The organism is Aequorivita sp. IT1282, assembly GCF_058068205.1.
The window spans coordinates 81,460-94,089 of the sequence record NZ_JBYRHR010000003.1 but is presented as its reverse complement, the minus strand read 5'-3'; the positions used below and the strand labels follow the sequence as shown (position 1 = coordinate 94,089).

Sequence of the window (12,630 nt, the reverse complement as noted above, 5' to 3'; positions counted from 1 at the left end):
ACTATTTTAGACCTCTCGACTGCGCTCGAGGGGACATTCAATATTGATTTGTGAAAGAAATCATCGTCGAAATTTGTTTCTTTGCGTATGCAAAAACTAAACTTCCCTGAATATTCCTTCCGCTTCAAAAGTAGCGAAAATAAAACGTTGGTTTTTGATGAAATTAGAAAAAAATTCGTTGTGCTCACACCCGAAGAATGGGTTCGATTACACGTTGTTCAATTTCTTCTAAAAGAAAAAAACTACCCCAAAAGTCTTATAAACGTTGAGAAACAACTGAAACTCAACAATACTACTAAAAGGTACGATGTGGTGGTTTTTAACAATGACGGGAGTATTTTTTTAATCGTAGAATGTAAAGCACCCTCCATTCCAATTTCGCAAAATACTTTCGATCAAATAGCGCGTTATAACATTGCTTTAGAAGCCAATTATTTAATGGTTACCAATGGTTTGGAGCATTATTATTGCCAAATGGATTTTGAAAGTGAACGCTATGTTTTTCTGAAAGATATTCCAGATTATAAATAGGTAGAAAAAACACTTCAAAAATCTATCTTTGCAAAGTGAACGTAGCAGTAGTAATACTTAATTGGAACGGACAGGAGTTACTTGAAAAGTTTCTGCCTTCAGTCGTCAAATTTTCTAAGGAAGCCACTGTTTATGTAGCAGACAATGCCTCTACCGATAATTCTGTGGCATTCGTTTCTGAAAATTTTCCATCGATAAAAATCATTCAAAACAAAGAAAATGGCGGTTATGCCAAGGGCTATAACGATGCTTTAAAAAACCTTTCCGAAGATATTTTCGTTTTGCTGAATAGCGATGTTGAGGTAACAGAAAATTGGTTACCGCCCGTAATTGCAGCGTTTGAAAAAGATATTTCGGTTGTTGCTGCACAACCAAAAATACTCGATTATAAAAACAAAGAATACTTTGAATATGCTGGAGCGGCTGGCGGATTTATCGATAAATATGGTTACCCATTTTGTCGCGGACGCATTTTCGATACTTTGGAAAAAGATAACGGACAATACAACGATATTTCTGAAATATTTTGGGCGTCCGGCGCTTGTCTTTTTGTAAAAGCTGAAACCTTTTGGCAAGCGAGTGGCTTAGACGAAGACTATTTTGCACACCAAGAAGAGATTGATCTTTGCTGGCGTTTACAATCTAAAGGCGGAAAAATACTTTATGTGGGTACTTCGGAAATATTTCATGTTGGCGGAGCAACTTTGGCTGTATTAAACCCCAAGAAAACTTTTTATAATTTCCGTAATTCACTACTAAACCTACTTAAAAACGTTGGCGGATTAAAGGCTTTTACTACAATCTTTATAAGAATGGTATTGGATGCAATCGCCGCTTTTCAATTTTTGCTACAAGGAAAACCAAGGCACTTCTTCGCCATTTTGAAAGCGCACTTCAGCTTTTATTTATTGGTTCCAAGATTTCTTCAGAAAAGAAAAAAATTCGCTTCACAAATTACATATTTCAAAACCAAATCTATTGTATATCAGTACTTTATATTGAAAAATAATTATTTTAACAAATTATAGCATAAATTATTGTTAATCGTTTCTACACTGCATGCTTATTTGATAATTTTGGTCTATAATTTGATGACCACATTTTATAACAATAACAATTAAACAACTTAAAAAATTATGAAAAAACTATTGATTTTAGCAGTATGTTCAAGTCTCGCATTCACTTCTTGCGTATCGAGCAAGAAATATGCTGCACTTGAAGCAAAACAACAAACTACCCAAGATTTATTGAACACGGCAACCGTGAAACTTAATGACTGTATCGCAGAAAGAGCAGCTTCTACTGCACGTGCAAAAGAACTTGAAGAGCGTTTGGCTGATATGAAGAAGACAAATTCAGATCTTATTCAGAGTTCAAAAGACCTTACAATGCTAACTTCTAAAGGCGCAACTAACCTTGAGAAATCTTTAGAAAGCTTGAAAGAAAAAGACATGAAAATTACACGTTTGCAAGATGCACTTACCAAAAAGGATAGTGTTACCCTTGCACTTGTTACAAGTCTTAAGAGAGAAGTTGGTATGAACGATCCAGACATTGAAATAAATGTTGAAAAAGGTGTAGTTTATATTTCACTTTCTGATAAAGTAATTTTCAAAAGTGGAAGCTACCAGATTTCTGGCAGAGCTACAGAAATTTTAGGAAAAGTTGCAAAAGTAATCAACGGAAAACCTGATTTCGAAGCTATGGTTGAAGGACACACTGATAACGTACCTTACGGTAAGAGAGGTGAGTTGCTTGACAACTGGGATTTAAGTGTTAAACGTGCTACTGCAATTGTTCGTGAGCTTCAAAATCTTGGTGTTGCACCATCACGTTTAGTTGCTGCAGGACGTTCAGAATACGTACCATTAGTACCTAACACTACTGCTGAAAACAGATCTACAAACAGACGTACTCGTATCTTGGTTCTTCCAAAAATTGACCAATTTTACGATATGATTGAAAAAGAAATGAAAAATCTTGAAGCTGGAAAGTAATTTCTAAAACTTCAAAAATAATTAAACCCGGTCCTAATAGACCGGGTTTTTTATTGCCCTATTGAAAAGCATTTTTGAATAGGTTTTTGTACCTTAGTTAAGAATATAAAATTTTAGAATATGGAAGAATTTAGAACCGATTGGTCTCGCGAAGAACTTAAAGCCTACATTTTACTTTACTGCGCCAATGCTAATTTTGTGGAAACAAAAGAGGAAAAAGATTTTATATTGTCGAAGGTTGGCGAAGAAAAATACCAGAAAATTCACAAAGAATTTGATCGTGATAATGATTACCAACAAATTCAGAAAATTCAGCACTCCGTTTCGCGTTTTGATTATTCCAAAGATGAAATAGATAGACTATTTAAAAACATAATAAAAATGTTTTTAACCGATGGTTCTATTGATATTATGGAGAAGAATATCTATCGAGGCTTGCAACATTTGCTGAAATCGTAAGCATTATATTCTACGCAAATAGAATTTGTCCTGCTACTTTCTTTCAATTTTTTTTAGGTGTAAATTCTTCGGCTTAAAGCTCTAGACTTCCCTTACCCTCACGCACTACAATTGGCTCCGAGCCAGTAAGATCAATTACCGTTGAGGCAACGTTTCCGCCATACCCGCCGTCAATAACCAAATCTACCAGGTTGTCCCATTTTTCAAGAATAAGTTCTGGATCGGTAGTATATTCAATTACCTCATCTTCATCTTTTATGGATGTAGAAATTATAGGATTGCCCAATTCACGGACTATTGCAAGGGTTATTGAATTATCTGGAACACGAATACCCACTTCTTTTTTCTTCTTAAAAACATTTGGAAGATTACTATTTCCGGGTAATATAAAAGTATAGGGTCCTGGAAGATTTCTCTTTAATAATTTAAAAGTTGGCGTATCAATTTGCTTAACATAGTCGCTAAGATTGCTTAAATCTTCACAGACAAAAGAAAAATTTGCCTTCTCCAATTTTACGCCTCGCAGTTGCGCCACACGTTCCAACGCACGGTTATTTTTAATATCGCAGCCCAACGCATAAACGGTATCACTAGGGTAAATTATTACACCACCGTCGCGAAGTATTTTCACAACACGTTTTATTTCCTTGGGGTTTGGATTTTCTTCGTAGATTCTAATAAATTCGGCCATATACTATTTTTTAATTCTTCTTTTTTCCTTCGCTTTCCAGCTTTAATACTTTGTCGCCATCCGCCTGCTCAATGTAGAGCACTTTATTGCCCTTTTCGCCTTTGCGTGTAATATCATTTCCTTTAATGGTTTTGGAAATTTCTTTGGAAAAAGTTTCAATAACTTTCCCTTCTGCAGTACCTGTGCCCCACTTCCAAGAAACTTTCGAACCTTTGCGAATCATTATTTTTATTTAAAGTTACTAGAAATTTTAAGAAAACGAAATTTCAATTGTATTACTTAGCATAAAATAACTTTTTCAGCGTTATGGCAACTACAAAATTGTAATATGAAAAAATTCCTCTTTATAATTCTATTCGTTAGTTTTCAAATAAGTTTCATTTCCTGTTCAAAGGACAATGATAATAATCAAGCTGAACCTTTAACCGCAGAAACAGTGCTAAATGTTTCCTACGGAAATGATCCACAGCAAAAGTACGATTTGTATTTACCTGCAAACAGAACTTCCGCCAAAACAAAAATAATAGTTTTAGTTCACGGCGGCGGCTGGACTGAAGGTGACAAAGCCGATATGGATTTTTTCATTCCATACATCAAACTAAGACATCCCAACCACGCAATCGTAAACATAAATTACGTGCTTGCAAATGCTATTACACCTGCTTTCCCCAACCAGTTTTTGGATGTGGATGCGGTAATAAACAAACTGACTTCAGAAAAAGATGAACTTCAAATTTTACCTGAATTCGCACTAATTGGTGCTAGTGCTGGGGCGCATATTTCATTAATGTACGATTATGTTTACGATACAGACGACCAAGTTAAAATGGTTGGTGATATTGTGGGACCCACAGATTTTACAGATCTATTTTATAGCGATAATCCTAATTTTCCTTTTTTAATGGCTGCGCTAGTTGATGAAAGTGCTTACCCTTCTGGAACAAATTATCCTGAAGTTTTGAGTCCCGCACTGCTTGTTTCTAATAACAGTAGCCCAACATTGCTTTTCTACGGAAATGCAGATCCTTTGGTTCCTCTTACAAATGGAACGACTCTAAATTCTGCATTAAATAATGCCCAGATAGATCACGGATTTACAGTTTATGAAGGCGGTCACGGAGATTGGGCACCCCTAGACATTGACGATATGACAGAGCAAATAAGCGTCTATATTGATACTTATTTGGAAATTTCAGAATAAAATTATTGTTAGTTATCTAGCACTTTCAATTTTGCAAAACGAAGTAGTAATTTCTTTAAACCACCGTTTTCAAAATCGATTTCAGCTTTGGTATCTGCGCCAATACCTTCAACTTTAAGGATTTTACCTTTTCCGAAGCGAACGTGTTCTACCATTGTTCCCTCCGCCAGATTTGCATCCTTAGCATTGAAATTTTTGTCAGTATCACTAGAAACTGGTCTTATCCTTCGCAGTTTCCGAAGCTGCTCCTCTGTCGGGCCTGAAGGGGCTCGACCCGCAACAGGTTTTTTTAACCTTAGTTTGCTGTGGTCCACATCATCAAAAATATCTGAATCTAAAAGTGGCTTGTAGCGATTTTCAGTAATTGGAGTTAAGTATTCTAAAAAGCTTTCGTCAATTTCATCTATAAAGCGGCTGGGTTCAGCATCTATCAGTTTTCCCCAACGGTAACGAGATTGGGTGTAAACTAGATAAGCTTGCGTTTCGGCACGGGTTAAAGCTACATAAAACAAGCGTCGCTCCTCTTCCAATTCGCTTCGTGTATTCATACTCATTCCACTTGGGAACAAGTCTTCTTCCATCCCAACAATATAAACGTATGGAAACTCCAATCCTTTTGCTAAATGCACGGTCATTAAAGCCACACGATCATCATCGCCTTTATCGTTATCTAAATCTGTTGCAAGCGCAACATCTTCCATAAATTCTGAAAGCGATCCGGTAGCATCTGCAATTTCTTTTTGCTCTTCCACAAAATCGCGCATTCCGTTTAGCAATTCCTCTATGTTTTCAATACGGGCTATACCTTCGGGGGTACCGTCTTTTTTTAATTCTTGTATAAGACCCGTTTTTTTCGAAACGTGTTCTGTAATAGTGAAAACATCATAATTAAGATTCAAAACCTGAAAACTTTCAACCATAGTTACAAAATCCTGCAACTTAGTTTTAGTTCCTGTATTTATTTTTAAATCGATTTTATCAATGTTTTTCATCACTTCAAAAATCGAACGATTGTAATGGTTTGCCGCAACAATTAAACGCTCCATTGTAGTTTCGCCAATTCCGCGTGCAGGATAATTAATAACCCGTTTTAGTGCCTCTTCATCTTTCGGATTTAACACCAAGCGCATATATGCCAAAACATCTTTAATCTCCTTTCGTTGATAAAAACTTAGGCCTCCATAAATTCTGTATGGAATATCTTTTTTCCGAAGTGCATCTTCAATGGCGCGACTTTGTGCGTTTGTACGGTATAAAATTGCAAAATCGCCATCTTTTAATTGATGATTCATTTTGTTTTCGAATATAGAGCTTGCAACAAATCGACCTTCGTCACCATCGGTCATCGTTCTATTTACAAATATTTTATTGCCCTCGTCATTTGCGGTCCAAACTACTTTATCGAGCCGCGTTTTATTTTTTTCAATAACGTTGTTTGCAGCATTCACAATGTTTTTTGTGGAACGGTAATTTTGTTCCAAACGAAACATTTTTACATCATCGTAATCCTTCTGAAAGTTTAGGATGTTGTTAATATTTGCCCCGCGGAAAGCATAAATACTCTGCGCATCATCGCCCACCACACAAATATTCTGGAATTTATCTGAAAGTGCCTTCACAATTAAATATTGGCTGTGGTTGGTATCTTGGTACTCATCTACCAAAATGTATCGGAAACGGTTTTGGTACTTCGCCAAAACTTCCGGGAAACGGGTAAGTAATTCGTTTGTTTTCAGCAATAAATCATCAAAATCCATCGCGCCAGCTTTGAAGCATTTATCTACATACGATTTGTAGATATCGCCCAATCGCGGCATTTTTGCCATAGAATCTGCTTCTATTAAGTCAGGATTGCTGAAGTATGCTTTTACAGTAATCAGACTGTTTTTATACGAAGAAATACGCGAGTAAACCTTCTTGTATTTATACACTTCTTTATCGAGGTGCATTTCTTTAATTACCGCACGAATAACACTTTGCGAATCTTGCGTATCATAAATAGTGAAGTTTGAAGGATAGCCCAATTTATCAGCTTCAAAGCGAAGTATTTTTGCGAAAATACTATGAAATGTTCCCATCCAAATATTCTTCGCCTCGCTTGCACCAACAATTTGGGAGATACGTTTTTTCATCTCGCGCGCCGCTTTGTTAGTAAAGGTTAACGCCAAGATGTTAAATGGATCTACACCTTTGGACATTAAGTACGCAATTCGAAATGTAAGCACTCGTGTTTTGCCTGAGCCAGCACCAGCTATAACAATCATTGCGCCGTCCTTTTGCAGTACTGGCGCTAGTTGAGCTTCGTTAAGTTGTTCTAAATATTTTTCCAAAACTTCATTTTCTTCAAGTGGTGAAAATAACCATTATCAAACTTTTAACGAAAATGAATTCACAGAAATTATAAACAATAATTTCGCGGAGAAGCTTTCTTTTAAAACTAAACATTTTTTTAAAACCACATTAATTTAAATATCTTTATAAAAAAACTAGCAATGGATTCTATCTTGTCTTTTCTAGCCCAAATTCCTTGGTGGGGTTGGGTTCTTCTCTTTTTACTGCTCGTTGTAATTCGCGATATATTTTTCAACAAGCGCCATACTGTTAGTCACAACTTCCCGCTTATTGGGCATTTTCGGTACATGTTAGAAAGCATCGGACCAGAATTAAGGCAATACATAGTTGCAAACAACCGCGAAGAACTTCCTTTTAACCGCATAGAACGCGGGTGGATTTATGCTTCTGCGAAAAACGAAAATAACTACGAAGGTTTTGGAACCGACCGCGATATTTATGAGCCAAATTACATTTTCATAAATAATGCAATGCTTCCGTATAAAGTTGAAAAAGAAAACCCAAACTATAAAAACCCGTATTTTTTGCCTTGTGCAAAACTAATGGGTGGATTCCATAAACGCCGTCGTCCATATCGTCCTGCCTCGGTAATTAATGTTTCAGCGATGAGTTTTGGCTCGCTATCTGCACGTGCTGTAGAATCGCTAAATAAAGGCTGCGCGATGGCTTATGCATACCACAATACTGGTGAAGGAGGACTTTCACCGTATCACAAAACTGGGGCAGATGTTGTGTTTCACTTTGGAACCGGATACTTTGGTGTTCGCGATGAGAATGGAAATTTCTCCATGGAAAAAATTGTGCAACTCGTTAATGATAACCCACAAGTTAGAGCCATTGAGGTAAAACTCTCCCAAGGTGCAAAACCAGGAAAAGGTGGTGTTTTGCCCGGATCAAAAATTACGCAGGAAATTGCAGATATTAGACACGTGCCTTTAGGACAAGACGTACTTTCTCCTCCTAATCATTCTGCATTTGAGGGAATTAAAGGCTTGGTAGATTTTGTAGAAAGTATTGCTGAAGCAACTGGATTACCTGTGGGAATTAAATCGGCTGTTGGTCGATTGGGTGAATGGGAACAGTTGGCGAAAATCATGAAAGAAACTGGCAAAGGCCCAGATTTTATAACTATTGACGGCGGAGAAGGCGGAACCGGTGCTTCGCCCCCAAGTTTTGCAGATCACGTTTCGTTGCCTTGGCTTTATGGTTTTGCTGAAATTTATAAAATTTTCAAAAGGCACGAAATGTGCCAACAAATAGTTTTTATAGGAAGCGGAAAATTAGGCTTTCCTGCAAAAGCCGCTATGGCATTCTCCATGGGTGCAGATTTAGTAAATGTTGCCCGTGAAGCTATGATGAGCATTGGCTGTATTCAAGCGCAGCAATGCCATACAAATAAGTGCCCCAGCGGTGTTGCAACACAAAATAAATGGTTGCAGCGAGGTATAAATATTGAAGACAAATCTGTACGCGCACATTTCTATTTTAAAAACTTTAGCAAGGAATTATTAGAAATGACTCACGCCTGTGGTTACGAACATCCCTGCCAGTTTACAATGGACGATGTGGATTTAACGGGTGGCGAAAAAAATCTGATAAAAACCCTTTCACAATCTTTTATGTACCACAAATGTGCAGTACAATTTGAAAGTATGAAAGCACTATCTCATTGCGAACATTTGGGTGGAAATTTCCACGAAAAAGAAGCCAAGAAAGAAGTGAAAGCAATGAAAAAAGAAAATAAGGTTCGGTATTGATTTATGGCAATCATTATTGTCTAAGTGCCATAAACAGTTTAAGTTTGTTGCCAATTTAAAAATTCTATGGAAGAAGCAAACCAAGTTATTAATTATGTAGCCTACTTATTGCCAGCAATCGTTGTGGGCGTAATTGCTTATTATTTTTTTAAAAGTCATACTGCAAATGAAGAAGGCAGAAGACGGTATTTAATTCAAAAAGAGGCGCAGAAGCAATTGTTACCGCTCCGTTTACAGGCTTATGAACGCATCGCACTATTTCTAGAACGCATAGACCCTAACAAATTGCTGGTGCGTGTAAAGCCATTTTCAGATTCAAAAGATGAGTATGAAATCTTGTTGGTGAAAAATATTGAACAGGAATACGAGCATAATTTAACGCAACAAATTTATATAACTGCGGAGTGCTGGAGCTTAGTGAATGCTGCAAAAAACGCTACTATTCAAATAGTTCGTCAAGCATCAATGAATGAAAAGGCTGCCAATGTAGATAAAATGCGCGAATGGTTATTGCAGCATTTTATGGAAGAAATTACGCCTTCGCAAAAAGCAATGGGCTACGTTAAAAAAGAGGTCCGCGAGCTTTTTTAAAACCTTGCTTTCTTTAAGTTAATCGTCGTTAGTTCGAATCTCGTTAAGCTCGTTGTTTTTATGATCGGCGTATTGATAGCCCAGCTCCCACCATTTTTTCATCATTTCCTTATCGAAGATTAGCGAATTGGTTGTTAAAACCGTAGGCGTATAATAGAGATTGATGATTACGTCTTTATTTGTCGCCGCAAATTTCCCGATACGTATATTCTGCTTTTCAATTCTATCTGCCATATAATTATGCATATTGGTTAGCAATGAAAAAACATTTTTGGAAGGAAGTCGATTATAATACGCAATCTCAGTTTCTAAAATAATAACATCTATTGTTGTAGCACCTCTATTTATAGCCTCTTCAATTGGAACCATACTGCCAAAACCTCCGTCGGCATACTCACAACCATCTTTTTTAACCAAGCTCATAAATGGTGTGTAATTTGAAGATATCCAAATCCAATCTAAAAAATCCTGATATTCAAAATCGTTGATTGATTTATATTCCACTTGATTTAAAGAAAGGTTGGAAACCGTTACCACCACATCTTTGTTCGATTCTTTCAATATATTGAAATACTCTTTAGTTAGAGTCTTTTCAATCAACTTGCGCAGATTTAAACTTTCGCCAAAGGTTTTTTTGCCTTTTAAAAAATTCCGAAGTACAGTAATATGATTTATAGCAATCTGTTTGCCGCCAAATTTATCTTCTTTAATAACGAAGGGGCAACTGCTGAAAATACTTTTTTGGTTTACTGAAGTATAAATATCGCGTATCTCCGAAACCTTATCCAACGCCAGATGCGAAATGAGCAAACTGCCTGTAGATGTGCCCACGAAAAGGTCGTACTTATGATTCAGCTCTTCAATTAAAAACTGAGCCACACCCCCTGCAAATGCGCCTTTACTTCCGCCACCCGAAATCACCATTGCTCTCATTCCTTTGTAATTGAATTTAAATAATTAGCTGCCTCATTAGACAGTTGTCTGCCTAAAACTTTCACTGCTTCGTGATATTTTTGATCCTGAAGCAAATTATTCAACATTGCTTTTGAATACTTCGCAAAGCGCCAAGTAGGATGTACGCATGCTTCAACTAAATTTTTCAGTGTTTCCGAATCCCAAAGTTGAAGCTCGTTTATATATTCAAAAGACTTTTCGCGAATTTCGAAACTGTTATTGGTTGAGGAATATCCTTTCAACTCATTTAAATAATTTTCCTTTTCTAAATTTTCATATCCGTCTGTAATCAGCGCCAAAGCCAGCCACAACTGTTTAATATTTTTATTCTGAAAACCGATAACACTTTTAGTTTGGTTGAGATATTCAGTTCGTTTCTCCGGAAATTGCATCCATAATTGATACAATGCAGTTTCCATAGTTACATAAGATTCGTCTTTTAACAAACTTTCATATTCCGTTTGAAGCTCCTTCGGAATAGTTTGCAGCGAAAGCGCAATAGCCTGCCGAACATAGAGATTGTTGCTTTCAAAAGCATTTTTATACAGTGGAAGCGTTTCAGAAAGCGGCTCGTCCACCAACTGAAAAACTGCTTCCTGCCCAATAAAATCATTTGGAAAAGTAAGTGCGGTTTTTAACAGATTCTTCTTCTCTGAAAAAGACGTCGTCCGAAGCGCAGAAATTTCAAAATACTTATTTATAAAAGGCGATTTCAGCAATGATTGATAAGCATCTTCACTTTGAAAAGCCGTTTGTTGCAACCAATCTTTTTCGAATGCTGAAATATCTACATCGGAAACCATTTTCACTTCCTTTAAAAAATCTTCGGTATCAACATTTTTGAATTTATATTTTTCCAAATAGCTTTTGATTGCCGTTTTAAAAGCGTCCTCCCCTATTCTTTCGCGTAAAATATGCAATGCCCACGCTCCTTTTTGGTAAAATGTAAGCGAGCTCGCCTTCGGATTTAAAAGCGATTCGCCATTGCTTTCATCGCTAATTGCCTTTAATTGCTCCGCGGTTTGATACAGTTGCCAGTAATAATAATCATCGCCAAAAATATTTCTTTCAGCCAGCAAGGCGTAGTAAGTTGCAAACCCCTCCTGCAGCCAATGGTCTTCGTTTGCCTTTTCAGTAACCAAATTTCCAAACCACTGATGCGCCAATTCATGGGCGTTTACGTTTACATAATTTCTATCGTTAAAACCTGTAGAATCAACCACAAATGCTTCCGAAAAGAATGTAGCCGTTGTATTTTCCATTCCAGCATACAGAAAATCGCGAACCGGAACTTGTTTGTAATTTTGCCACGGATACGGCACGCCGATTTCAGTTTCTAAAAAGTCGAAAATTTGTTTGCTGTAACGATAGGTGGGTTCTACTTTTAGGGAATCCTTCGGATTGAAGTACAATTCAATAGGAATTCCAGAATTTGAAAGTATTTCTTTTCTATCAAAATCACCAATCGCGAAAGCTACAAGATAGCTGGACATTGGTTCTTTCATATCGAAACGCCAAGTATTTACTTCGTGTAAATTACCGAAATCAATTAATTTTCCATTTGCAATTACAGCTTTATCAATTGGCGCAAAAAGTTGTAAATCGAACTCTATTTTTTCGTTAACATCGTCTATGCTTGGTAACCAATGCGAAGTGTATTTTCCCTGACCTTGTGTCCAGATTTGATCTTCAAAAAAGTACAACGTTTGTTTCGGATTCATCACATACCAAAAATCTGCTTTGTATGTTTTTCCTTCTTCAAAATTTCCTACAAACCAAACCTTTTTTTCATCAGCAGTTATTTTGAAGATTTTAGTTTCAATTTCATTAATTTGAATATTTACAGCATCCATAAAAATAGAGTCTGTTTGTTTTAAAACCTTAAAAGTGGTTAAAAATCTTCCTTCAATTTTCTGTTCCGAAACATCAGTCCCAATTGAAGTTTCAATCTTCAAAAAATCCACGATATCAGTCTGTTGCGCTTGCAACTTAGAGTTTGCCGCAAACACAAAAAATAGTAGAAAAAGTAGTGCCGAAAATCGTCGCAGCAAATTAATAGACTTCAACTTCAAAAAATTAAACATAAAAAAAGGTTAT

12 protein-coding genes are annotated in these 12,630 nt (G+C 36.6%); 7 read left to right on the top strand and 5 right to left on the bottom strand.

The genetic code is table 11. The annotated features are described in order from the left end of the window. Positions 1–87: 87 nt before the first annotated feature. The 4 genes from AC3RVG_RS07275 to AC3RVG_RS07260 all read left to right on the top strand — a co-directional run bounded on the left by AC3RVG_RS07275 (position 88) and on the right by AC3RVG_RS07260 (position 2,987). The gene (locus AC3RVG_RS07275; RefSeq protein WP_489690789.1) at positions 88–531 is read left to right on the top strand and encodes a type I restriction enzyme HsdR N-terminal domain-containing protein; all 444 of its coding nucleotides are present in this window, start codon (positions 88–90) and stop codon (positions 529–531) included. A gap of 35 nt (positions 532–566) precedes the next feature. Then, the gene (locus tag AC3RVG_RS07270) at positions 567–1,559 is read left to right on the top strand and encodes a glycosyltransferase family 2 protein (protein ID WP_489690788.1); all 993 of its coding nucleotides are present in this window, start codon (positions 567–569) and stop codon (positions 1,557–1,559) included. Between the two features lie 108 nt (positions 1,560–1,667). Continuing rightward, a complete protein-coding gene (locus AC3RVG_RS07265; RefSeq protein WP_489690787.1) occupies positions 1,668–2,528 on the top strand; it encodes an OmpA/MotB family protein in 861 nt (286 codons plus the stop codon). Positions 2,529–2,648: 120 nt separating this feature from the next. Next, on the top strand, positions 2,649–2,987 hold the full coding sequence (locus AC3RVG_RS07260; RefSeq protein ID WP_489690786.1) for a hypothetical protein: 339 nt from the start codon (positions 2,649–2,651) through the stop codon (positions 2,985–2,987). 73 nt (positions 2,988–3,060) lie between these two features. Here AC3RVG_RS07260 and AC3RVG_RS07255 read toward each other — a convergent pair whose 3' ends face one another. Together AC3RVG_RS07255 and AC3RVG_RS07250 are read right to left on the bottom strand one after the other, a co-directional pair. Beyond that, positions 3,061–3,678 (bottom strand): L-threonylcarbamoyladenylate synthase, encoded by a 618-nt coding sequence (locus AC3RVG_RS07255; protein WP_489690785.1) that lies wholly within the window; start codon positions 3,676–3,678, stop codon positions 3,061–3,063. Positions 3,679–3,688: 10 nt separating this feature from the next. Further along, the gene (locus tag AC3RVG_RS07250) at positions 3,689–3,901 is read right to left on the bottom strand and encodes a hypervirulence associated TUDOR domain-containing protein (RefSeq protein ID WP_489690784.1); all 213 of its coding nucleotides are present in this window, start codon (positions 3,899–3,901) and stop codon (positions 3,689–3,691) included. A 105-nt stretch (positions 3,902–4,006) separates the two neighbouring features. Here AC3RVG_RS07250 and AC3RVG_RS07245 point away from each other — a divergent pair, with 105 nt between their 5' ends. Then, on the top strand, positions 4,007–4,879 hold the full coding sequence (locus tag AC3RVG_RS07245; protein ID WP_489690783.1) for an alpha/beta hydrolase fold domain-containing protein: 873 nt from the start codon (positions 4,007–4,009) through the stop codon (positions 4,877–4,879). Positions 4,880–4,887: 8 nt separating this feature from the next. Here the strand turns inward: AC3RVG_RS07245 and AC3RVG_RS07240 are convergent, their stop codons facing one another. Further along, positions 4,888–7,209 carry an ATP-dependent helicase gene (locus tag AC3RVG_RS07240; protein WP_489690782.1) on the bottom strand — a complete coding sequence of 774 codons (2,322 nt, stop codon included), beginning with the start codon at positions 7,207–7,209 and terminating at the stop codon, positions 4,888–4,890. A gap of 162 nt (positions 7,210–7,371) precedes the next feature. Here AC3RVG_RS07240 and AC3RVG_RS07235 point away from each other — a divergent pair, with 162 nt between their 5' ends. Together AC3RVG_RS07235 and AC3RVG_RS07230 are read left to right on the top strand one after the other, a co-directional pair. Further along, on the top strand, positions 7,372–8,988 hold the full coding sequence (locus AC3RVG_RS07235) for an FMN-binding glutamate synthase family protein (RefSeq protein ID WP_489690781.1): 1,617 nt from the start codon (positions 7,372–7,374) through the stop codon (positions 8,986–8,988). Between the two features lie 66 nt (positions 8,989–9,054). Then, complete coding sequence (locus AC3RVG_RS07230; RefSeq protein ID WP_489690780.1) at positions 9,055–9,579, top strand: DUF7935 family protein; 525 nt, start codon at positions 9,055–9,057, stop codon at positions 9,577–9,579. Between the two features lie 18 nt (positions 9,580–9,597). Here AC3RVG_RS07230 and AC3RVG_RS07225 read toward each other — a convergent pair whose 3' ends face one another. Beyond that, positions 9,598–10,512, bottom strand: a complete 915-nt coding sequence (locus tag AC3RVG_RS07225; protein WP_489690779.1) for a patatin-like phospholipase family protein — start codon at positions 10,510–10,512, stop codon at positions 9,598–9,600. After that, positions 10,509–12,617 carry a M1 family metallopeptidase gene (locus tag AC3RVG_RS07220; RefSeq protein ID WP_489690778.1) on the bottom strand — a complete coding sequence of 703 codons (2,109 nt, stop codon included), beginning with the start codon at positions 12,615–12,617 and terminating at the stop codon, positions 10,509–10,511. The genes AC3RVG_RS07225 and AC3RVG_RS07220 overlap by 4 nt, the downstream gene beginning before the upstream one ends. Between the last annotated feature and the right edge of the window lie 13 nt (positions 12,618–12,630).